Source organism: Clostridium sp. TW13, assembly GCF_024345225.1.
GTDB classification, from domain to species: Bacteria; Bacillota; Clostridia; order Clostridiales; family Clostridiaceae; genus Inconstantimicrobium; species Inconstantimicrobium mannanitabidum.
The window spans coordinates 3,861,064-3,885,505 of the sequence record NZ_BROD01000001.1; the positions used below are offsets into that span (position 1 = coordinate 3,861,064).

Annotated in this window: 12 protein-coding genes, 2 tRNA genes and 6 rRNA genes; 2 read left to right on the plus strand and 18 right to left on the minus strand. The window is 38.4% G+C overall.

All coding sequences use genetic code 11. From position 1 onward, the window contains the following. Window positions 1-8: 8 nt before the first annotated feature. The 9 genes from OCU47_RS17850 to OCU47_RS17890 form a co-directional block, all read right to left on the minus strand. Window positions 9-176 carry a hypothetical protein gene (locus tag OCU47_RS17850; protein WP_261829952.1) on the minus strand — a complete coding sequence of 56 codons (168 nt, stop codon included), beginning with the start codon at window positions 174-176 and terminating at the stop codon, window positions 9-11. A 76-nt stretch (window positions 177-252) separates the two neighbouring features. Next, window positions 253-1,845, minus strand: coding sequence for a DEAD/DEAH box helicase (locus tag OCU47_RS17855; protein ID WP_261829953.1), 1,593 nt, complete (start codon window positions 1,843-1,845; stop codon window positions 253-255). Between the two features lie 272 nt (window positions 1,846-2,117). Further along, on the minus strand, window positions 2,118-2,273 hold the full coding sequence (locus OCU47_RS17860) for a zinc-ribbon domain-containing protein (protein ID WP_261829954.1): 156 nt from the start codon (window positions 2,271-2,273) through the stop codon (window positions 2,118-2,120). A 142-nt stretch (window positions 2,274-2,415) separates the two neighbouring features. Then, window positions 2,416-3,591 (minus strand): NAD(P)-dependent malic enzyme, encoded by a 1,176-nt coding sequence (locus tag OCU47_RS17865; RefSeq protein ID WP_261829955.1) that lies wholly within the window; start codon window positions 3,589-3,591, stop codon window positions 2,416-2,418. Between the two features lie 355 nt (window positions 3,592-3,946). Beyond that, the gene (locus tag OCU47_RS17870; RefSeq protein ID WP_376778047.1) at window positions 3,947-5,812 is read right to left on the minus strand and encodes an ABC transporter ATP-binding protein; all 1,866 of its coding nucleotides are present in this window, start codon (window positions 5,810-5,812) and stop codon (window positions 3,947-3,949) included. Then, window positions 5,809-7,536 carry an ABC transporter ATP-binding protein gene (locus tag OCU47_RS17875; RefSeq protein ID WP_261829956.1) on the minus strand — a complete coding sequence of 576 codons (1,728 nt, stop codon included), beginning with the start codon at window positions 7,534-7,536 and terminating at the stop codon, window positions 5,809-5,811. The genes OCU47_RS17870 and OCU47_RS17875 overlap by 4 nt, the downstream gene beginning before the upstream one ends. 30 nt (window positions 7,537-7,566) lie before the next feature. Continuing rightward, window positions 7,567-8,073 (minus strand): MarR family winged helix-turn-helix transcriptional regulator, encoded by a 507-nt coding sequence (locus tag OCU47_RS17880; RefSeq protein WP_261829957.1) that lies wholly within the window; start codon window positions 8,071-8,073, stop codon window positions 7,567-7,569. Window positions 8,074-8,389: 316 nt separating this feature from the next. Continuing rightward, complete coding sequence (locus OCU47_RS17885; protein WP_261829958.1) at window positions 8,390-9,337, minus strand: ROK family protein; 948 nt, start codon at window positions 9,335-9,337, stop codon at window positions 8,390-8,392. Window positions 9,338-9,497: 160 nt separating this feature from the next. Beyond that, on the minus strand, window positions 9,498-9,746 hold the full coding sequence (locus OCU47_RS17890) for a hypothetical protein (RefSeq protein WP_261829959.1): 249 nt from the start codon (window positions 9,744-9,746) through the stop codon (window positions 9,498-9,500). 197 nt (window positions 9,747-9,943) lie between these two features. Between OCU47_RS17890 and asd the strand changes: the two genes are divergently transcribed. Next, on the plus strand, window positions 9,944-11,017 hold the full coding sequence (gene asd / locus OCU47_RS17895; RefSeq protein ID WP_261829960.1) for an aspartate-semialdehyde dehydrogenase: 1,074 nt from the start codon (window positions 9,944-9,946) through the stop codon (window positions 11,015-11,017). Between the two features lie 145 nt (window positions 11,018-11,162). Here the strand turns inward: asd and OCU47_RS17900 are convergent. The 4 genes from OCU47_RS17900 to OCU47_RS17915 all read right to left on the minus strand — a co-directional run bounded on the left by OCU47_RS17900 (window position 11,163) and on the right by OCU47_RS17915 (window position 16,238). Then, window positions 11,163-11,237: transfer RNA gene (locus tag OCU47_RS17900), tRNA-Asn, on the minus strand. A gap of 27 nt (window positions 11,238-11,264) precedes the next feature. Continuing rightward, window positions 11,265-11,382: ribosomal RNA gene (gene rrf / locus OCU47_RS17905) — 5S ribosomal RNA — on the minus strand. A gap of 93 nt (window positions 11,383-11,475) precedes the next feature. Further along, window positions 11,476-14,377: ribosomal RNA gene (locus tag OCU47_RS17910) — 23S ribosomal RNA — on the minus strand. Window positions 14,378-14,723: 346 nt separating this feature from the next. Beyond that, window positions 14,724-16,238, minus strand: a 16S ribosomal RNA gene (locus tag OCU47_RS17915). A gap of 732 nt (window positions 16,239-16,970) precedes the next feature. On the opposite strand from OCU47_RS17915, the gene OCU47_RS17920 reads away from it, so the two are divergent. Continuing rightward, window positions 16,971-17,981 carry a serine hydrolase domain-containing protein gene (locus OCU47_RS17920; RefSeq protein ID WP_261829961.1) on the plus strand — a complete coding sequence of 337 codons (1,011 nt, stop codon included), beginning with the start codon at window positions 16,971-16,973 and terminating at the stop codon, window positions 17,979-17,981. Between the two features lie 130 nt (window positions 17,982-18,111). Here OCU47_RS17920 and OCU47_RS17925 read toward each other — a convergent pair. The 5 genes from OCU47_RS17925 to OCU47_RS17945 form a co-directional block, all read right to left on the minus strand. After that, a tRNA-Asn gene (locus tag OCU47_RS17925) sits at window positions 18,112-18,186 on the minus strand. A 27-nt stretch (window positions 18,187-18,213) separates the two neighbouring features. Further along, a 5S ribosomal RNA gene (gene rrf, locus OCU47_RS17930) occupies window positions 18,214-18,331 on the minus strand. 93 nt (window positions 18,332-18,424) lie between these two features. Beyond that, window positions 18,425-21,326: ribosomal RNA gene (locus tag OCU47_RS17935) — 23S ribosomal RNA — on the minus strand. A gap of 346 nt (window positions 21,327-21,672) precedes the next feature. Continuing rightward, window positions 21,673-23,187 (minus strand): 16S ribosomal RNA (locus tag OCU47_RS17940). The 16S, 23S and 5S rRNA genes sit together here with 2 tRNA genes alongside, the layout of an rRNA operon. A gap of 294 nt (window positions 23,188-23,481) precedes the next feature. Then, window positions 23,482-24,291, minus strand: a complete 810-nt coding sequence (locus OCU47_RS17945) for a pyruvate, water dikinase regulatory protein (RefSeq protein WP_261829962.1) — start codon at window positions 24,289-24,291, stop codon at window positions 23,482-23,484. Window positions 24,292-24,442 lie beyond the last annotated feature (151 nt).

The following is a 24,442-nucleotide window of genomic DNA, read 5'->3' on the forward strand; positions in this document are numbered from 1 at the left end:
TAATATTTTTACTTTAGTATATCACACTTTTTATGTGTTCTAAACTTTTCATAAATATATCCATTAACTATCATCTTTGAAAACTTTGTTGATGGGTTTATATCTTCTGAAACATCAATTTTACTTTTAAGAAATCCTTTATGCAAGTTTACTATTATTGATTTATCTTTATACACTACTATATACTAAGCACCTTCATTTAAAAAGGTCCTGGTAATTACTCATTACCAGAACCTTCGTTAATTCTATTATTTACTTTCTATTTGCTTTTTCTACTCTTACTTTACGTCCATTTATCTTCTTGCCATAGCATTTTTTAACTATGCTATCTACTACTGCTTCACTTACATCAACAAAACTAAATTTATCATATAAATCTATTTCTCCGATATCAGTTTTATTAACATTAGCTTCATTTAAATACATTAGTATTTGCTTAGGAGTTACTTTATCAATCTTTCCAATTGATAAGAATAATCTTACTTTTTGTTCTCCTCCCTTAGTTGCTATTGAATCTTCTGTATAGTCAAATGAAACTTCCTTAGAATATATCATTGCCATAAGAGCAGCAGAAACATCTACTAAGTTAAATTCCTCATCTAACTCTTGAACTACTGGTACAAATCTCTTGTAATCATCTGATTGTAGAGTTTCTTGGACTTTTTCAATCATATTTTTATACTTAGCTTCAAATATATCATCTATTGTTGGTATTTCTTTTCTCTTAATCTTACTTTGAGTACTTCTCTCTATTTGTTTTAAAGTCATGTACTCTCTTGAAGTTACTAGTGTATATGCCACACCTTCTCTTCCTGCTCTTCCTGTTCTACCTATTCTATGAACATAAGACTCAGTATCTTGTGGCAAATCATAATTTATAACGTGAGTTACGTTCTCTACGTCAATACCTCTTGCAGCAACATCTGTAGCTACTAAATAATCAAGATTTCCTTCTTTGAATTTTCTTAAAGTATTCATTCTATGAGTTTGAGTCATATCACCATGCATACCTTCAACGCTATATCCTCTAGCTTGCATTGCTTCAACTACTTCATCAACACCTCTCTTAGTCTTACAGAATATTATAGCTGCTGTTGGTTCATCCACATCTAGAACTCTACATAGTGTTTCAAATCTATCCTTGTTTTTAACTTCATAATAGAATTGACTAACTGTAGCTCCAGTTACAGTTCTCTTATCTATTGATATATGTTGAGTATCTTCTTTCATATATCTCTTAGATAATTTCTTAATTTCAGCAGGCATTGTTGCTGAGAAAAGCATAGTTTGTCTGTCATCATTAGCATTCTTTAATATCTCTTCTATATCATCAATAAATCCCATGTTTAACATTTCATCTGCTTCATCTAATATTAAGAATTCTATTTGGCTTAAATCTAAAACTCTTCTCTTTATAAGGTCTAATATTCTACCTGGTGTACCAACTGCTATGTCTATGCCTCTTTTTACTGATTTTATTTGTCTGTCTATTGGTTGACCACCATAAATAGGTAAAATCCTTGTTCTAGAATATTTAGCTATTCTAGCAAGTTCATCATTTACTTGAACTGCTAATTCTCTTGTTGGCGCTAAAACTAAACACTTAATGTGTGCTCCGCCTCTCTCAATCTTACTTATAACAGGCGCTCCAAATGCTAGAGTTTTTCCTGTTCCTGTTTGTGCTTGACCTATAACGTCTGCACCTTCTAATAATGTTGGGATTACTCTTGCTTGTATTTTTGATGGTTCTTCAAATCCCATATCGTCTATTGCTTTTAATACATCTTCATGTAACCCTAAATCATAAAACTTTTTAACTTCTTCTATATTCTTAATTTCTTCCATATGTTTACCTTCCTTTAATTTAAATTTTAGTTATTCTCATAACTTTATTTTGTTCATTTTTCGATAAGTTATAGCACTTTGTTTTTATATATAACCAAAAATCAAAGCCTTAACTTATTATCTATGTAAACCTATATATTACCCACCGATACACGCAATAAAATAATTACTAATAAGACTTCTATTTTTAAATTATATACACATTTTACTCACGCATTAAAAAAAGCAATCTAAATTAACATTTAGACTGCTTCCTTATGCTATTAAATGAATTATCTCTTGTTCATTTGTTGCTTTCTAGCTCTTCTACAATCTGGACATCTTACTGGATCATTTTCAAATCCTTTTTCCTTGTAAAATTCTTGTTCTCCAACTGTGAAAACAAATTCGTTTCCGCAATCTTTACATACGATGTTTCTATCTTCCATGTTACATTCCTCCTTGTTAATAATATACCTAAATTGAGTACATTACCTTAAATCAGAGAAATGTTTCAATCTAAATCTTATTACTAATTAATTTATCTACTTATCTATTATGACATCTTTTATTGAAAATTGCAAGTTATTTTTACATTATCCTAGCTATACCAGTTTCCTTTGCCACCTTAGCAACTTCCTCTGCTACCCTAACTGCAACCCTCTTATCAAAAGCACTTGGAATAATATACTCCTCACTTAATTCCTCATCACTTATTATGCTAGCTATAGCCCTTGCTGCAGCCATTTTCATTTCTTCATTTATATCTGTAGCCTGAACATCTAAAGCTCCTCTAAATATTCCAGGGAACACTAATACATTGTTAATTTGATTAGGAAAATCAGATCTTCCTGTAGCAATTACTCTTGCTCCACCTTTCTTAGCCTCTTCTGGCATTATCTCTGGAGTTGGATTTGCCATTGCAAAAATCATAGCGTCTTTATTCATAGTAGCTACCATTTCTGTTGTTACTATATTAGGAGCTGACACGCCTATGAACACATCCTTATTCTTTATTACAGCTTTTAAGTCTCCTGATTCCTTTTCAACGTTAGTTTTCTTTGCAATCTCTGCTTGAGCTGGATTCATCCATTCAACTCCTTCAACCAACGCTCCAGCTCTATCTACCATGACTATGTTTTTAGCTCCAAATTGTAATAATAACTTACAAATTGATATTCCTGCAGAACCAGCTCCATTAATAACAATTTTAACTTCCTCTATGTTTTTATGTACTAACTTTAATCCATTTAACAAGGCTGCTGCTACTACAATAGCAGTACCATGTTGATCATCATGAAATACTGGAATCTCTAACTCTTCCTTCAATCTTCTTTCTATTTCAAAACATCTTGGAGCAGATATATCCTCTAAGTTAATTCCGCCAAAAGTTGGTGCCATATACTTAACTGTTTTTATTATTTCTTCTACATCCTTAGTATCTAAGCAAATAGGAAAGGCATCTACATTCCCAAATTCCTTAAATAATATTGATTTTCCTTCCATAACAGGCATTGCTGCTTCTGGACCAATGTCCCCAAGACCTAAAACTGCTGTACCATCTGAAACCACTGCAACTAAATTACCTTTTGCAGTATACTTGTAAGCATCATCCTTGTTTGCATGAATCTTTCTACATGGTTCTGCAACTCCTGGTGTATATGCAGTACTAAGATCATCCCTTGTTTCAACCTTAACTTTCGATACTATTGATATTTTACCTTTATTATTCTCATGCATCTCTAAACTTAACTTATTAAAATCCATAATTTCTTTCCTCCCCAGTTAATTACTATTATAATTATAAAATTATATAGCCATAAATACCAGTCAGTGAACTATAATCTCTTATTATGTAAACTTTTTAATCATATATACTCTCTTTATACATCTTTTTATTGACCTTTACTTAATAAATACAGTTCTGCACTAATGTATTTGCCATTATACTACATCAACAAACCTCTTAGATGTCTCTCTATCACTAAATAGTGTTGTCTTATCTAACTAAAGTATTCTTCACATATTTAACCCTACAATTTACAATCATATGCCAAAAAAATTAGAACTGCTGTAAAGTTAAGTTACTTTAACAACAGTTCTAATTGTAATTTATATTATCTTACATTGCTTCATCTATTTGTTTCCCTGAAAATTGACTATTATATAAGTCTGCATAGAATCCATTTTCAGCCATCAATTCTTTATGATTTCCTTGTTCAATTACATTACCATGATTCATTACAAGGATTAAATCAGCATCTCTAATTGTAGAAAGTCTATGTGCTATAACAAAGCTTGTTCTGCCATGCATAAGTCTATCCATAGCCTTTTGTATATATACTTCTGTTCTAGTATCTACACTACTAGTCGCCTCATCTAGAATTAATATGCTTGGATCTGCAAGTATTGCCCTGGCAATAGTCAATAACTGCTTTTGGCCTTGAGATATATTTGTTGCTTCTTCATTTAAGACAGTATCATATCCATCTTCAAGAGTTCTTATGAAGTGATCTGCATGTGCTGCCTTTGCAGCTGCAACTATCTCTTCTTCTGTAGCACCTTGTCTACCATAAGCTATATTATCTCTTATTGTTCCATTAAATGACCAAGTATCTTGAAGTACCATTCCAAAAGTATTACGCAAATCTTCTCTCTTTAAATCTCTTATATCTATACCGTCAACTAAAATCTTACCTTCGTTAACTTCATAGAATCTCATCAATAGGTTTATAAGTGTAGTCTTTCCTGCTCCTGTAGGTCCAACAATAGCTATAGTTTGACCACTCTTAACATCAATGTTCATATCACTGATTAGAGTTTGACCATCCTTATAACCAAATTTAACATGATCGAATCTAACTTCACCTTTGCAAGAAGTTATTTGCTTTGCGTTAACTTCATCTGGAATTTCTTCTGCTTCATCTAATATTTCAAATACACGTTCAGCTGAAGCAACTGTTGATTGAATAATGTTCGCTATGTTAGCTGTTTGGTTTATAGGTTGAGAGAATTGTCTCATATATTGTATAAATGCTTGAATATCTCCAACTTCTAGTTTCTTCTTTGTTGCTAAGAATCCACCCACAACACATACTGCCACATAAGCTATATTGTTAACAAACATCATCATAGGCATCATTAAACCCGAAATAAATTGTGCCTTCCAACCTACGTCATATAGCTTTTCATTTATTTCTTTAAACTCGTTTATAGCCTTTTCCTCATGTCCAAAAGCCTTAACTATGTTATGACCTGTGTACATTTCTTCAATATGTCCATTTAAGTTACCAAGTTCTTTTTGTTGATTAGCAAAGAAGCCTTGTGACTTCTTTAGTATAGGACTTATTACTAGCATAGTTACTGGTAATACTACTATAGCAATTAGAGTCATTAATGGACTTATTGTAAGCATCATTATTAGAATTCCTATTATAGTAATAATAGAAGTTATAAGCTGAGTTAAACTCTGTTGTAAGGTTGTACTGATATTATCCATATCATTAGTAAATCTACTTAATACATCTCCATGAGATCTTGAATCAAAATATTTTATAGGTAATCTTCCTAATTTATTTTCTGCTTCCTTACGCATATCATACACAGTGTTTTGTGATACGCCTGCCATTAAATATTGTTGTATATAAGTAAAAATTGAACTAATCAAATATAAAACTATAAGATTTAATACAATTTGTAGTATATACTCAAAATCTACAGCTGCACCTGGAATGTGCATCTTCTTCATTATTATTCCTTCAAAAAGCTTAGTTGTAGCTCTACCCATTATCTTAGGGCTCACTATTGAGAATATTGTACTTAATATAGCTGTAATGAATACTGCTATTAATTTTATTTTATATGGTGCTAGGTATCCAATTAATCTCTTTAAACTACCTTTAAAGTCCTTGGCCTTTTCTACCTTGCCCATTCCTCGCATTGGGCCTCCGCCCATAGGGCCTCTGCCTCTTCCTCTATCTGAACTCATGCTATCTCCTCCTCTGAAAGTTGTGATGACACGATTTCCTTGTAAACCTCACAATTTTCTAAAAGTTCTTTATGAGTTCCTACTCCAGAAATTGTACCTTCATCTAAAACTATTATTCTATCTGCATCCATTACTGTAGAAACTCTTTGTGCTACTATTATAACTGTTGAATCCTTAGTTTCATCCTTTAAAGCTCCACGTAACTTAGCATCAGTTTTAAAATCTAGAGCAGAAAAACTATCATCAAATATATAGATTTCTGGATTTCTAACTATAGCCCTTGCTATGGATAAACGTTGCTTTTGTCCACCAGAAACATTATTTCCGCCTTGAGCTATTTCTGAATCATAACCTTCCTTCATCTCTGAAATAAACTCACTAGCTTGTGCAACCTCAGCTGCATGCTTTATTTCTTCATCTGTAGCATCTTCTTTACCATATCTAATATTGTCTTTTATAGTTCCTGAGAAAAGTACTGCCTTTTGTGGAACTACTCCAATCTTAGATCTTAAATCTTTTTGAGATAATTCTTTTATATTAACTCCATCTACTAAGATTTCACCACTTTCTATATCATAGAAACGAGGTATTAAGTTAATCAACGCAGACTTTCCAGAACCAGTACTACCTATAATAGCTGTAGTTTCACCTGGTTTTGCACTAAAACTGATATTGTTTAGTACTGATTGTTCTGCACCAGGATATCTAAATACTACATTCTTAAACTCTAAATATCCTCTAGAACCATTAACTACTTTTGTTTGTTCTGCATCCTTTATAATTGGTTTAACAGATAGAACTTCTCTAATTCTTTCTCCAGATGCTGATGCACGAGGTACCATTATAAATATCATGGCAACCATAAGTACAGACATCATTACTTGCATAGCATATTGGATAAATGCCATTAAATCTCCAACATTCATTTCGCCTAAATCTATTCTTTTTGAACCAAACCATATTATAGCAATAGACATACAGTTGAAAAAGAACATCATAAGCGGCATCATAACTGCCATTATCTTATTAACCTTTATAGCTGTATCTGCTAAATCTCTACTTGATTCATCAAATCTTTTTTCTTCATACTCAGTACGGTTAAATGCACGTACTACTCTTATTCCTATAAGACCTTCTCTAACAACTCTATTTAGTTTATCAATTTTACCTTGCATGCTTTTAAATAAAGGCATTGCTTTTCCTGACACTACTCCTAATGTAAGTAATAACAATGGAATTATTACTACAAACACCATAGATAATGCCTTATCTCTTGAAACAGCCATTATTAACGCTCCGATAAACATAACAGGAGCTGTAACTGCTATACGTAATATCATAATAAGAACTTGTTGTATTTGGTTAATATCATTAGTACTTCTTGTAATAAGTGATGAAGTTCCTATTTTATTGAACTCACTAAGAGAAAAACTTTCTACCTTCATAAATACATCTTCACGCATCTTCTTAGCTACACCTACTGCTACCTTAGAAGCCAATAGCCCTAATAGTATTGCACAAAGTGCTCCTCCAAAAGATACTAATAACATGACTCCTCCTTTTTGAATGATAAAAGAAGTATCAGATTTTACTATTCCAGTATCAACAATCTCAGACATTATATTTGGCAAATTTAAATCTGCCATAGTTTGTCCGAAAGCTAATGCTAATATAGCCAAAAGCCAAACTGTATAACTCTTTAAATACTTTGTTAATTTCAACATATATTCCGCCGTCCTTTCTATAATTAATTATTAATTGTCCTCTTCTTTTGCTCCATGATGGCATTCCATGTGTTTTTGCATTTTCTCTTTAAATAACTTTTCATCTTCAAATTGTTCAAGATTATTTTTTACCTTGGATAATAATTTATGTAACTCTTCTATTTCCTGCTCATCAAAATCCTTAAGACACTCTTCTTGAATTTGATTATTTACTTCAAGTAACTTCTTACATATTATTCTGCCTTCATCAGATAAATACACTCTTATAACTCTTTGATCCATCTCATCTGGTATTCTTTTTACAAGATTAGCTTTCTCCATCTTTTTTATCATGATTGTTACAGTAGATGGCTTTATATTTATCATATCAGCAATCTGTTTTTGACTTTGTCCTTCATGCTTATACAAAAAACTTAGCATATGATTTTGTCCTGGATGAATACCTATATCATCACATAGAACAAAAGCTCTATTAAACTTCAATTTTATAACTCTCTCGAAAAGATAGTACAACTGCTCCGTATCATTATTCTGCATCTTATCATCTCCAAACTAATTAGATATCTAACTATATTTCATAATATCACTTGTTTTTTTTGCAGTCAATATATAAAAAATGTCTTTTTATATGTTTGCACTTTATTCACAATTGTAATCATATACAGGTTATTTTTTATAAAAAAATATCTCTTGAATTGTATCTGATACCTATTTCTGCTTGCAGACCTACACCAAAATAGAAATATTTTATTTTCATTATCACTTGCTAAAGCATAAAAAAAGATAAGTATTATATAAACTATAATACTTATCTTTTAAACTATTCAATGTATTCAATTTTAATAAATTATTTCTATTTACTTTCCATTATAGCTAATCCAAGTGCACCTATAACTCCAGCATCAGCACCTAACCCTGCTGGAACTATTCTGCAACTTTCAGCCATATTCTTGAAACATCTCTTATTTACAACTTTTCTTACTGTTTCGAAAACTATATCTCCAGCTTTTGAAACTCCTCCACCAATTATAACTACTTCTGGGTCAAAAGTTGATACCATGTTTGCAACACCAATTCCTAAGTAATTTAAAGCATTGTCTATTATGTCTTTTGCTACTTCATCACCTTTAGCTGCTTCTACAAACACTTCATATGAAGTTACTTCATCATAATTCTTTAATGAAGTTTCTACCTTTGTTAAACAAGCTTCTTTACCTCTTTTTCCTATTGAAGTTCCTGAAGATGTAGCTTCTAAACATCCTATATTTCCACAATTACATCTTGGCCCATCAGCAGCTACTGTAGTATGTCCAATTTCTAAAGCATTGCAAGTATTTCCTCTGTATATCTTACCATTCAATACAGCTCCACCGCCTACACCTGTGCTAACAGTCATATAAACCATATTTTCAGTTCCTTTACCAGCACCAAACATAAACTCTCCTATAGCAGCTACGTTTGCATCATTATCTAAAAATACTGGCACATTAAATTTTTCTCTTATAGGTGCTACAAGATTAAAGTTTTTAAATGGTAAGTTTGGTGTTGTAATTATCACTCCTGATTTAGCATCTAAAGGTCCTGGTGATCCTATTCCTATAGCTTCTACTTCATCTAATGATATCTTAGATTCTTCTAAAACCTTTTCAACAGTTGATATTATTCTATTTAAAACTGGAATTTCTCCATCCTTAGCATCTGTTGCAACAGTACTTTGAGCTTTTACATTTCCTTCAACGTCAGAAATAGCTGTACTAATTTTGGTTCCACCTAAATCTATCCCTATAAAATAGTTCTTCATAGTCATTCTCCTCCAATTATATAATATACTATGATTATAACATACTATGCATATTATGTTATTTGGAGTTTTGGCTAATAAATAAATATTTTTTTTGTTATTTTTACAAAAATATCCCCGATTTTATCCCAATGTTCCTTTTATTTGAAATATATAAGTCTTATAACTCATCATATTTGCTTTTATGAAGGCTCATATAGTATTTTCCTTGGTTATCAACACCTTCAGAAGTAATTGAAAATTTACTATCCTTAAGAATTGATTGAATTATGTCTAAGCTAATCTTCGCAGAATCATCTAATGTTATAGTAAAGTTATCATTTCTATCTATGATAGAAATATAATCATGAATATTACTATAATCACTAAGCCCTATCATTCCATTTATATCCATCTTGTATTCAGACATTTATGCTCACCTCTTATATTTCAGCAACTAATATCTACTGCAGTATTAATTTATCCAGTATAAAAATTTATATGTATGTACTATGCAAACTTATTACTTTTTCTTGCATAATGTACTACTAATATAGTTAAAAATAAATATTATTTTGAATTTAATCTATATTATAAGCAATAAGCTAAACTTAGGAGGCGTTTTAAATGAGTAAACTTAAAGTTGGTATTCTTGGTGCCACTGGATTTGTTGGTCAAAGATTAATCACATTACTTAATAACCACCCATATTTTCAAGTTACAGTATTAGCTGCTAGCAAAAGTTCTGCAGGTAAAACTTATGAAGAATCAATTAAAGGTAGATGGAAACTTAATTTGCCTATGCCTGATTTCGTTAATAACATTATGGTAAAAGATGTTTATAATCTTGATGAAATAATAAAAGATGTTGATTTTGTGTTCTGCGCGGTAAATATGCCATCAAACGAAATTAAAGAGTTAGAAGAACTGTATGCTAAAGCAGATATTCCCGTTATATCAAATAATTCTGCTAACAGATGGACTGAAGATGTCCCAATGATTATTCCTGAAATCAATAACAATCATTTAGATGTTATTGATGCTCAACGTAAGAGATTAGGAACCCAGAAAGGTTTTATAGTAACCAAACCAAACTGCTCAATCCAAAGTTATGTTCCTGCAATAACTGCATTATTAGAATTTAAACCTACAAAGATTTTAGTTTGTACTTATCAAGCTATCTCTGGTGCAGGTAAAATATTTAGTGATTGGCCAGAAATTAATGATAATGCAATCCCCTACATCTCTGGCGAAGAAAGCAAAAGTGAAAAAGAACCATTAAAAATTTGGGGCACTGTTAGAAATGGAAAAATAGTTCCTGCTACGAACCCTGTAATTAGTGCTCAATGTATCCGTGTTCCCGTTTCTGATGGTCACTTAGCTGGAGTTTTTGTTTCATTTGAAAAGAAACCTACTAAAGAACAGATTCTTGAGCATTGGAGAAATTTTAAAGGCAAACCTCAAGAACTAAAACTTCCTCTAGCTCCTAAACAATTTTTAACTTATTTTGAGCAAGATGATAGGCCTCAAACAGGTCTAGACAGAGATATTGAAAGGGGAATGGGGGTTAGTATTGGTAGACTTAGAGAAGATACCTTATTTGATTATAAATTTGTATGCTTATCCCACAACACATTAAGAGGTGCTGCTGGTGGCTCAGTATTAACAGCTGAATTATTAAAGGCTGAGGGTTTACTTTAAATTCTAAAACAATATTACTTATATAACATACTTTCTTTTTTAGACATTAAAATAAAAAATATATAACGAAAAAAGCTAGTTTAGAGATTTAATCATAAATCTTTAAACTAGCTTTCTTTATATTATACACTTAATAAAATAAAAATGGCTCCGCGAAGAGGGCTCGAACCTCCAACCTATCGGTTAACAGCCGAGTGCTCCACCATTGAGCTATCGCGGAACATTATTATTCTTATATATAAGAATAACCTGGCGACCACTTACTCTCCCACACAGTCGCCCATGCAGTACCATCAGCTGTAATTGGCTTAACCATCCTGTTCGGAATGGGAAGGGGTGTAACCCAAAAACACATCATCACCAGATTCATGGTTTGCAGAAATTTCTACAAACAAAAGAACTTTTATGTTCTTTCAAAATTGCACACAAGTTTTATCTCTTTTTGTTAATCTATTTTATTGGTCAAGCCCTCGATCTATTAGTATCAGTCAGCTAAATATGTTACCACACTTACACCTCTGACCTATCAACCTTGTGTTCTTCAAGGGATCTTACTAGCTTACGCTATGGGAAATCTCATCTTGAGGTGGGCTTCACGCTTAGATGCTTTCAGCGTTTATCCCTTCCCGACTTAGCTACCCAGCCATGCTCCTGGCGGAACAACTGGTACACCAGAGGTCAGTCCATCCCGGTCCTCTCGTACTAAGGACAGCTCCTCTCAAATTTCCTGCGCCCGCGACGGATAGGGACCGAACTGTCTCACGACGTTCTGAACCCAGCTCGCGTGCCGCTTTAATGGGCGAACAGCCCAACCCTTGGGACCTACTTCAGCCCCAGGATGCGACGAGCCGACATCGAGGTGCCAAACCTCCCCGTCGATGTGGACTCTTGGGGGAGATCAGCCTGTTATCCCCGAGGTAGCTTTTATCCGTTGAGCGATGGCCCTCCCACGAGGTACCACCGGATCACTAAGCCCGACTTTCGTCCCTGCTCCACTTGTAGGTGTCGCAGTCAGGCTCCCTTCTGCCTTTGCACTCTTCGAACGATTTCCGACCGTTCTGAGGGAACCTTTGGGCGCCTCCGTTACTTTTTTGGAGGCGACCGCCCCAGTCAAACTGCCCATCTAACAATGTCCCGTCACCAGTTTCATGGCGCCCGGTTAGAATTCCAGTACTGTCAGGGTGGTATCCCAAGGGTGACTCCACCAAGGCTGACGCCCTGGTTTCTCAGTCTCCCACCTATCCTGTACAGACAATACCGAAACTCAATGCTAAACTACAGTAAAGCTCTACGGGGTCTTTCCGTCCAATCGCGGGTAACCAGCATCTTCACTGGTACTACAACTTCGCCGGATTTACAGTTGAGACAGTGCTCAAGTCATTACGCCATTCGTGCGGGTCGGAACTTACCCGACAAGGAATTTCGCTACCTTAGGACCGTTATAGTTACGGCCGCCGTTTACTGGGGCTTAAGTTCATACCTTCGCTTGCGCTAAGTATTCCCCTTAACCTTCCAGCACCGGGCAGGCGTCAGCCCCTATACATCAGCTTTCGCTTTAGCAGAGACCTGTGTTTTTGCTAAACAGTTGCTTGAGCCTATTCTCTGCGACCTACTCTCGTAGGCACCCCTTCTCCCGAAGTTACGGGGTCAATTTGCCTAGTTCCTTAACTGTAATTCTTCCGCCGGCCTTAGGATTCTCTCCTCACCTACCTGTGTCGGTTTGCGGTACGGGCACTATTTCTCTCCCTAGAAGCTTTTCTTGACAGCGTGGAATCAGATACTTCGGAACCGTAGTTCCTTCCCCATCACACCTCAAGATTGTTGCGACGGATTTGCCTATCACAACTCTCTAAGTGCTTAGACTAGCATCCAATAGCTAGCACATCCTATCCTCCTGTGTCACTCCATCGGTAATAACGATTAATAGTGGTATCGGAATATCAACCGATTGTCCATCACCTACGCCTTTCGGCCTCGGCTTAGGTCCCGACTAACCCTCAGCGGACGAACCTTCCTGAGGAAACCTTAGGTTTTCGGCCTGTGGGATTCTCACCCACATCTCGCTACTAATGCCAACATTCTCACTCGTAATCAGTCCACCGCTCCTTACGGTACGACTTCAGCCCGATTACGACGCTCCCCTACCCATCAGTATAACTGATGCCGTAGCTTCGGTGGTAAGTTTGAGCCCCGAACATTTTCGGCGCAGGATCTCTCGACTAGTGAGCTATTACGCACTCTTTTAATGAGTGGCTGCTTCTAAGCCAACATCCTAGTTGTCTTGGAAATCCCACATCCTTTTCCACTTAACTTACACTTTGGGACCTTAGCTGACGATCTGGGCTGTTTCCCTTTTGACCACGGATCTTATCATTCGTAGTCTGACTGCCGAACTAATAGTATATGGCATTCGGAGTTTGATAAGGTTCAGTAAGCGCTATGCCCCCTAGCCCATTCAGTGCTCTACCTCCATTACTCATATTCGACGCTAGCCCTAAAGCTATTTCGGGGAGAACCAGCTATCTCCGAGTTCGATTGGAATTTCTCCGCTATCCACAGCTCATCCCATGGTTTTTCAACACCAACGTGGTTCGGTCCTCCACGAGATTTTACTCTCGCTTCAACCTGGCCATGGATAGGTCACCCGGTTTCGGGTCTACAGCATGCAACTAGTCGCCCTATTCAGACTCGGTTTCCCTTCGGCTCCGTACCTTAAGTACTTAACCTCGCTACATACCGTAACTCGTTGGCTCGTTCTACAAAAAGCACATCATCACACTCATATGGTGCTCTGATCGGTTGTAGGCACACGGTTTCAGGTTCTATTTCACTCCCCTCCCGGGGTTCTTTTCACCTTTCCCTCACGGTACTTCTTCACTATCGGTCATCAGGTAGTATTTAGCCTTGGGAGGTGGTCCTCCCTGCTTCCCACAAGGTTTCACGTGTCTCGTGGTACTCTGGAGCAGAACTATGATCTTCTCGTTTTACTTACAGGACTATTACCTTCTACGGTGTAGCTTTCCAGCTATCTTCAATTACGATACCTTCACGTTATGTTCTGTCCGCAACCCCAGAGATAAATCTCTGGTTTGGGCTCTTCCGCTTTCGCTCGCCGCTACTTACGGAATCGAGTTTTCTTTCTCTTCCTCTAGGTACTTAGATGTTTCAGTTCCCTAGGTTTACCTCCATACAACTATTTATTCATTGTACAGTACATGGGGTTTCCCATGTGAGTTCCCTCATTCGGAAATCTCCGGATCACAGGCTATGTGCGCCTACCCGAAGCTTATCGCAGCTTATCGCGTCCTTCATCGGCTCCTGATGCCAAGGCATTCACCATGCGCCCTTTGTAGCTTGACCTCTAACAAAAAACTAACTTCGTATTACTTTGTCGCTTTCCTCGCTGCGCTGCTCACTTACCTAAGTAAGCTCTGCTGCTCGCTCGTCAGCTCCGCGTACTACTCGTTTCTTTTTTGTTGATGTGTTATCAAAACACATCGTGCCTATCTTAACAAAGTTACTAAATCTAAATTCGCATTTGAATTTGACATTTGAGATATTACATTAAAATGTAATTTTTTATATACTTATGTGCAATTTTCAAAGAACAAAATTCTGAGAGAAGATCTCTCAAAATTAAACAGAGGATAACCAGTCTTCGTTTTTATCCAAGTACATGTTTCCATCACTTAGATGTTCTCCATAGAAAGGAGGTGATCCAGCCGCAGGTTCTCCTACGGCTACCTTGTTACGACTTCACCCCAATCGCTGACCCTACCTTCGGCCGCTGCCTCGCTTACGCGTTAGCTCACGGACTTCGGGTATTGCCAACTCTCATGGTGTGACGGGCGGTGTGTACAAGGCCCGGGAACGTATTCACCGCGACATTCTGATTCGCGATTACTAGTAACTCCAGCTTCATGTAGGCGAGTTTCAGCCTACAATCCGAACTGAGACAAGTTTTTGAGTTTTGCTCCACCTCACGGTATTGCATCTTTTTGTACTTGCCATTGTAGCACGTGTGTAGCCCTAAACATAAGGGGCATGATGATTTGACGTCATCCCCACCTTCCTCCTGGTTAACCCAGGCAGTCTCGCTAGAGTGCTCAACTAAATGGTAGCAACTAACAATAAGGGTTGCGCTCGTTGCGGGACTTAACCCAACATCTCACGACACGAGCTGACGACAACCATGCACCACCTGTCTTCCTGTCCCCGAAGGGACTTCCTCGATTAAGAGTAATGCAGGAGATGTCAAGTTTAGGTAAGGTTCTTCGCGTTGCTTCGAATTAAACCACATGCTCCGCTACTTGTGCGGGCCCCCGTCAATTCCTTTGAGTTTTAATCTTGCGACCGTACTCCCCAGGCGGGATACTTAATGTGTTAACGGCGGCACAGAAGGTTGGACCCTCCTACACCTAGTATCCATCGTTTACGGCGTGGACTACCAGGGTATCTAATCCTGTTTGCTCCCCACGCTTTCGAGCCTCAGCGTCAGTTATTGTCCAGAAAGTCGCCTTCGCCACTGGTGTTCTTCCTAATATCTACGCATTTCACCGCTACACTAGGAATTCCACTTTCCTCTCCAACACTCTAGACTTCCAGTTTGGAATGCAGCACCCAAGTTGAGCCCGGGTATTTCACATCCCACTTAAAAATCCGCCTACGCTCCCTTTACGCCCAGTAAATCCGGACAACGCTTGCCACCTACGTATTACCGCGGCTGCTGGCACGTAGTTAGCCGTGGCTTCCTCCACAGGTACCGTCATTATCGTCCCTGTAAACAGAGCTTTACAACCCGAAGGCCTTCATCACTCACGCGGCGTTGCTGCATCAGGGTTTCCCCCATTGTGCAATATTCCCCACTGCTGCCTCCCGTAGGAGTCTGGGCCGTGTCTCAGTCCCAATGTGGCCGATCACCCTCTCAGGTCGGCTACGCATCGTCGCCTTGGTGAGCCGTTACCTCACCAACTAGCTAATGCGCCGCGGGTCCATCTTATAGCGGATTACTCCTTTGATGATTCTACCATGCGATAAAACCATGTTATGCGGTATTAATCTTCCTTTCGGAAGGCTATCCCCCTCTATAAGGCAGGTTACCCACGTGTTACTCACCCGTCCGCCGCTAGATCGTCTTCCGAAGAAGACTTTCTCGCTCGACTTGCATGTGTTAAGCACGCCGCCAGCGTTCGTCCTGAGCCAGGATCAAACTCTCAATTTAAGTTTCAAGTTTAATCTTAGCTTTCGCTTAAAAGAATTGCTGGTCTTAAAAAAAGTTCATATGAACTATTAGTTTCCTCTGTTTAATTTTCAAAGATCATCTTGTTTTATTTTGTCACCGTTTGGCGACTTGTTTATCTTATCATCCAAAGTGTTTTGTGTCAACACTTTTTTCGAAAAGTTTTTTGTGAGATTTAATTCAATCTGTTTTAAATTTCTCACACATCGCCTTAGCGACAATAACTATCTTATCACATCATCCCAATCAAAGAGTTTCCTATTGTATCAAATTTTTAAGTTACTTTTATATTTCTACTTTATTCTCAATATAATGCATTTTTTCTTATACTGATACACTAGGAAATGTTTATGTATCATATTGATGATAGTTATATTATTTATACTGCCGATCACAAATAATAACTCTATTTAGATTAAAATGCTAATGAGCATTTCTTGGATCAATTATTAATACATTAATCATATTTTTCTATCTCTTTCTTTGTCTTGTAGTTACATCCTGCTATAAGCACACATGGTTTTTCTTTGTGTATGTTGTCTTTCTTATTTTAGGACACGAAATAGTATTAAAATTAGGCTTTGTTAAAGAATAGTGTTGAAAATAGGATACATTTTAATTATTAATACCATCCATATAATATATAGTTAGGTTCATGTGCGATAGTTAGAAACAGCAAACTAAAAATGATACAACAAAAAGAGGAGGTATGATATGTTAGAAAAATATTATAATGAATATTCCAATACTTCACCAGGAATAGGTGTCATGCCAATTAAGAATTTTGATGTTGTTTATGAAGAATATCTTGGATTGGCAAATTGTGAACATAATATTCCAATAACTGCTCAATCTGTATTTAACATTGGCTCTGTATCAAAACAATTTACAGGTATAGCTGTACTTCAGTTAATAGAGAACAATCTAATTTGTGAAAATGATAAAGTTGTAAATTTCATACCTGAAATAAAACACTATGGTGAAGATATTAAAATATATCACTTGGTTCATCATATGTCGGGCTTACCTGACTATAATGATTTGTTATGGCAAAAAGCAAGAAATGATGCTTTACATTCTACAAATGCTGAAGTTCTAAGTTTGCTTAAATCACAAACAGAGTTGCACTTTTTACCTGGAAGCAAAATGGAATACTGCAATTCAAATTTTGTATTACTTGCTATTATAATTGAAAGAGTCACAAAAATGCCACTTCCTGGTTATTTGAAGAAAAACATTTTTATACCACCTGGTATGAAGAATACTTTGGTATTTGATGAAAATCAACCTGTTGTGCCCAATAGAGTATACGGCTATGATCAGAATAATAGTGAATTCCATTGCTTTTATGTTGATACACTAGCAACAGGCTGTGCGAATGTTTTTACATCAATTGCAGACATGAAACTATATGATGATATTCTATATAGCTACAAAATTATAAATTCAGACAGTAAAAGAAAATTTATTGAACCAGGTGTTAGCAATGATGGACAGATTCTCTTTGATTATTGCGGCTGTTATAGTTACGGTTGGATGATACAAGAAAAATGTGCACAGAAAACAATCTGGCATACTGGAGGAGATGCAGGTTTCAGAAGTATTTATGTACATTTTTATGAAAAGAATTTTAGTGTACTACTGTTTTGTAATTGTAATAATCTGAAATGGGATGTTACATATAAACTTGTTGAAGACTTGTACTATAGGTACAACAATAATTAAGGCGAATACACATAATGTGAATAAACAACAATTCGTTGTTTTCTTATTTAATGAAAAAAGCTAGTTTAAAGATTTATAATTAAATCTTTAAACTAGCTTTCTTTATATTATACACTTAATAAAATAAAAATGGCTCCGCGAAGAGGGCTCGAACCTCCAACCTATCGGTTAACAGCCGAGTGCTCCACCATTGAGCTATCGCGGAACATTATTATTCTTATATATAAGAATAACCTGGCGACCACTTACTCTCCCACACAGTCGCCCATGCAGTACCATCAGCTGTAATTGGCTTAACCATCCTGTTCGGAATGGGAAGGGGTGTAACCCAAAAACACATCATCACCAGATTCATGGTTTGCAGAAATTTCTACAAACAAAAGAACTTTTATGTTCTTTCAAAATTGCACACAAGTTTTATCTCTTTTTGTTAATCTATTTTATTGGTCAAGCCCTCGATCTATTAGTATCAGTCAGCTAAATATGTTACCACACTTACACCTCTGACCTATCAACCTTGTGTTCTTCAAGGGATCTTACTAGCTTACGCTATGGGAAATCTCATCTTGAGGTGGGCTTCACGCTTAGATGCTTTCAGCGTTTATCCCTTCCCGACTTAGCTACCCAGCCATGCTCCTGGCGGAACAACTGGTACACCAGAGGTCAGTCCATCCCGGTCCTCTCGTACTAAGGACAGCTCCTCTCAAATTTCCTGCGCCCGCGACGGATAGGGACCGAACTGTCTCACGACGTTCTGAACCCAGCTCGCGTGCCGCTTTAATGGGCGAACAGCCCAACCCTTGGGACCTACTTCAGCCCCAGGATGCGACGAGCCGACATCGAGGTGCCAAACCTCCCCGTCGATGTGGACTCTTGGGGGAGATCAGCCTGTTATCCCCGAGGTAGCTTTTATCCGTTGAGCGATGGCCCTCCCACGAGGTACCACCGGATCACTAAGCCCGACTTTCGTCCCTGCTCCACTTGTAGGTGTCGCAGTCAGGCTCCCTTCTGCCTTTGCACTCTTCGAACGATTTCCGACCGTTCTGAGGGAACCTTTGGGCGCCTCCGTTACTTTTTTGGAGGCGACCGCCCCAGTCAAACTGCCCATCTAACAATGTCCCGTCACCAGTTTCATGGCGCCCGGTTAGAATTCCAGTACTGTCAGGGTGGTATCCCAAGGGTGACTCCACCAAGGCTGACGCCCTGGTTTCTCAGTCTCCCACCTATCCTGTACAGACAATACCGAAACTCAATGCTAAACTACAGTAAAGCTCTACGGGGTCTTTCCGTCCAATCGCGGGTAACCAGCATCTTCACTGGTACTACAACTTCGCCGGATTTACAGTTGAGACAGTGCTCAAGTCATTACGCCATTCGTGCGGGTCGGAACTTACCCGACAAGGAATTTCGCTACCTTAGGACCGTTATAGTTACGGCCGCCGTTTACTGGGGCTTAAGTTCATACCTTCGCTTGCGCTAAGTATTCCCCTTAACCTTCCAGCACCGGGCAGGCGTCAGCCCCTATACATCAGCTTTCGCTTTAGCAGAGACCTGTGTTTTTGCTAAACAGTTGCTTGAGCCTATTCTCTGCGACCTACTCTCGTAGGCACCCCTTCTCCCGAAGTTACGGGGTCAATTTGCCTAGTTCCTTAACTGTAATTCTTCCGCCGGCCTTAGGATTCTCTCCTCACCTACCTGTGTCGGTTTGCGGTACGGGCACTATTTCTCTCCCTAGAAGCTTTTCTTGACAGCGTGGAATCAGATACTTCGGAACCGTAGTTCCTTCCCCATCACACCTCAAGATTGTTGCGACGGATTTGCCTATCACAACTCTCTAAGTGCTTAGACTAGCATCCAATAGCTAGCACATCCTATCCTCCTGTGTCACTCCATCGGTAATAACGATTAATAGTGGTATCGGAATATCAACCGATTGTCCATCACCTACGCCTTTCGGCCTCGGCTTAGGTCCCGACTAACCCTCAGCGGACGAACCTTCCTGAGGAAACCTTAGGTTTTCGGCCTGTGGGATTCTCACCCACATCTCGCTACTAATGCCAACATTCTCACTCGTAATCAGTCCACCGCTCCTTACGGTACGACTTCAGCCCGATTACGACGCTCCCCTACCCATCAGTATAACTGATGCCGTAGCTTCGGTGGTAAGTTTGAGCCCCGAACATTTTCGGCGCAGGATCTCTCGACTAGTGAGCTATTACGCACTCTTTTAATGAGTGGCTGCTTCTAAGCCAACATCCTAGTTGTCTTGGAAATCCCACATCCTTTTCCACTTAACTTACACTTTGGGACCTTAGCTGACGATCTGGGCTGTTTCCCTTTTGACCACGGATCTTATCATTCGTAGTCTGACTGCCGAACTAATAGTATATGGCATTCGGAGTTTGATAAGGTTCAGTAAGCGCTATGCCCCCTAGCCCATTCAGTGCTCTACCTCCATTACTCATATTCGACGCTAGCCCTAAAGCTATTTCGGGGAGAACCAGCTATCTCCGAGTTCGATTGGAATTTCTCCGCTATCCACAGCTCATCCCATGGTTTTTCAACACCAACGTGGTTCGGTCCTCCACGAGATTTTACTCTCGCTTCAACCTGGCCATGGATAGGTCACCCGGTTTCGGGTCTACAGCATGCAACTAGTCGCCCTATTCAGACTCGGTTTCCCTTCGGCTCCGTACCTTAAGTACTTAACCTCGCTACATACCGTAACTCGTTGGCTCGTTCTACAAAAAGCACATCATCACACTCATATGGTGCTCTGATCGGTTGTAGGCACACGGTTTCAGGTTCTATTTCACTCCCCTCCCGGGGTTCTTTTCACCTTTCCCTCACGGTACTTCTTCACTATCGGTCATCAGGTAGTATTTAGCCTTGGGAGGTGGTCCTCCCTGCTTCCCACAAGGTTTCACGTGTCTCGTGGTACTCTGGAGCAGAACTATGATCTTCTCGTTTTACTTACAGGACTATTACCTTCTACGGTGTAGCTTTCCAGCTATCTTCAATTACGATACCTTCACGTTATGTTCTGTCCGCAACCCCAGAGATAAATCTCTGGTTTGGGCTCTTCCGCTTTCGCTCGCCGCTACTTACGGAATCGAGTTTTCTTTCTCTTCCTCTAGGTACTTAGATGTTTCAGTTCCCTAGGTTTACCTCCATACAACTATTTATTCATTGTACAGTACATGGGGTTTCCCATGTGAGTTCCCTCATTCGGAAATCTCCGGATCACAGGCTATGTGCGCCTACCCGAAGCTTATCGCAGCTTATCGCGTCCTTCATCGGCTCCTGATGCCAAGGCATTCACCATGCGCCCTTTGTAGCTTGACCTCTAACAAAAAACTAACTTCGTATTACTTTGTCGCTTTCCTCGCTGCGCTGCTCACTTACCTAAGTAAGCTCTGCTGCTCGCTCGTCAGCTCCGCGTACTACTCGTTTCTTTTTTGTTGATGTGTTATCAAAACACATCGTGCCTATCTTAACAAAGTTACTAAATCTAAATTCGCATTTGAATTTGACATTTGAGATATTACATTAAAATGTAATTTTTTATATACTTATGTGCAATTTTCAAAGAACAAAATTCTGAGAGAAGATCTCTCAAAATTAAACAGAGGATAACCAGTCTTCGTTTTTATCCAAGTACATGTTTCCATCACTTAGATGTTCTCCATAGAAAGGAGGTGATCCAGCCGCAGGTTCTCCTACGGCTACCTTGTTACGACTTCACCCCAATCGCTGACCCTACCTTCGGCCGCTGCCTCGCTTACGCGTTAGCTCACGGACTTCGGGTATTGCCAACTCTCATGGTGTGACGGGCGGTGTGTACAAGGCCCGGGAACGTATTCACCGCGACATTCTGATTCGCGATTACTAGTAACTCCAGCTTCATGTAGGCGAGTTTCAGCCTACAATCCGAACTGAGACAAGTTTTTGAGTTTTGCTCCACCTCACGGTATTGCATCTTTTTGTACTTGCCATTGTAGCACGTGTGTAGCCCTAAACATAAGGGGCATGATGATTTGACGTCATCCCCACCTTCCTCCTGGTTAACCCAGGCAGTCTCGCTAGAGTGCTCAACTAAATGGTAGCAACTAACAATAAGGGTTGCGCTCGTTGCGGGACTTAACCCAACATCTCACGACACGAGCTGACGACAACCATGCACCACCTGTCTTCCTGTCCCCGAAGGGACTTCCTCGATTAAGAGTAATGCAGGAGATGTCAAGTTTAGGTAAGGTTCTTCGCGTTGCTTCGAATTAAACCACATGCTCCGCTACTTGTGCGGGCCCCCGTCAATTCCTTTGAGTTTTAATCTTGCGACCGTACTCCCCAGGCGGGATACTTAATGTGTTAACGGCGGCACAGAAGGTTGGACCCTCCTACACCTAGTATCCATCGTTTACGGCGTGGACTACCAGGGTATCTAATCCTGTTTGCTCCCCACGCTTTCGAGCCTCAGCGTCAGTTATTGTCCAGAAAGTCGCCTTCGCCACTGGTGTTCTTCCTAATATCTACGCATTTCACCGCTACACTAGGAATTCCACTTTCCTCTCCAACACTCTAGACTTCCAGTTTGGAATGCAGCACCCAAGTTGAGCCCGGGTATTTCACATCCCACTTAAAAATCCGCCTACGCTCCCTTTACGCCCAGTAAATCCGGACAACGCTTGCCACCTACGTATTACCGCGGCTGCTGGCACGTAGTTAGCCGTGGCTTCCTCCACAGGTACCGTCATTATCGTCCCTGTAAACAGAGCTTTACAACCCGAAGGCCTTCATCACTCACGCGGCGTTGCTGCATCAGGGTTTCCCCCATTGTGCAATATTCCCCACTGCTGCCTCCCGTAGGAGTCTGGGCCGTGTCTCAGTCCCAATGTGGCCGATCACCCTCTCAGGTCGGCTACGCATCGTCGCCTTGGTGAGCCGTTACCTCACCAACTAGCTAATGCGCCGCGGGTCCATCTTATAGCGGATTACTCCTTTGATGATTCTACCATGCGATAAAACCATGTTATGCGGTATTAATCTTCCTTTCGGAAGGCTATCCCCCTCTATAAGGCAGGTTACCCACGTGTTACTCACCCGTCCGCCGCTAGATCGTCTTCCGAAGAAGACTTTCTCGCTCGACTTGCATGTGTTAAGCACGCCGCCAGCGTTCGTCCTGAGCCAGGATCAAACTCTCAATTTAAGTTTCAAGTTTAATCTTAGCTTTCGCTTAAAAGAATTGCTGGTCTTAAAAAAAGTTCATATGAACTATTAGTTTCCTCTGTTTAATTTTCAAAGATCATCTTGTTTTATTTTGTCACCGTTTGGCGACTTATTTATCTTATCATCCAAAGTGTTTTGTGTCAACACTTTTTTTGAAAAGTTTTTTGTGAGATTTAATTCAATTTGTTTTAAATTTCTCACACATCGCCTTAGCGCCAATGACTATCTTATCACTTAGATAATATACTGTCAACATCTTTTTATCATTTTTTAATTATTTATTCTTATATGCATTTATTGTTTCTAATATAATGAGAGCTGTATCCTCAATTGCTCTTTGAGTTACATCAATTTTCTTGCACCCTAACTTATTCATTATTTTATCTGCAAAATCAAACTCTTCTAAAATTCTAGCATCACTTGCATACTCAATTTCTGCTGAAATCCTATGGAATTTATCAAGTCGTCTCTTTCTTATTTCTATAAGTTGCAATGGATTTATTGTAAGACCAAAAATCTTCTTTCTATCTATTGTATATAGTTCATCAGGAACTCCTACTTCTGGAACCAATGGAATATTGATAGCCTTTATCCCTTTGTTAGCTAAGTACATACATAATGGAGTTTTAGATGTTCTAGAAAGTCCTATAAGAACTACATCAGCATTCTTCAATCCTCTATAATCTTTAGAATCATCATATTGCATTGCAAATTCCATAGCCTCTATTCTATTGAAATATATCTCATCAGTTTTCCAAACTGCTCCTGGATTGTAATCAGGATGTTGATTAAGTATTGTAGAAGCAACATTTATAATAGGTCCTAGAACATTTATAATGTTTATATTTTTCTCAATACATTTTTGAGTCAAATATTCTCTAACATTAACAGTTATTATTGTTGACACTACCATAGCTTTATCTACACATTCTATGGTTCCTATAACTTCCTCTACATCTTCCATTGTTTTTATGTATGGTATTCTTTGAACTTCAACTTTCTCTTTAAATTGACTTGCTGCAGCTAAAGCTACCTGCTCTGCTGTTTCCCCTATAGAATCTGATATTGCAAAAACAGTTAACATAATATCTTCTCCTTTTAAGTTTATATATGTTCTACAAAAAATATAAATACTAATCTATTATATAATCATATTAATACTTATTGTTAATGTTTACAATGGTATATTTTGAATGATATCTTTCTTAATATGTGATAGAATCTATTTAGTTATA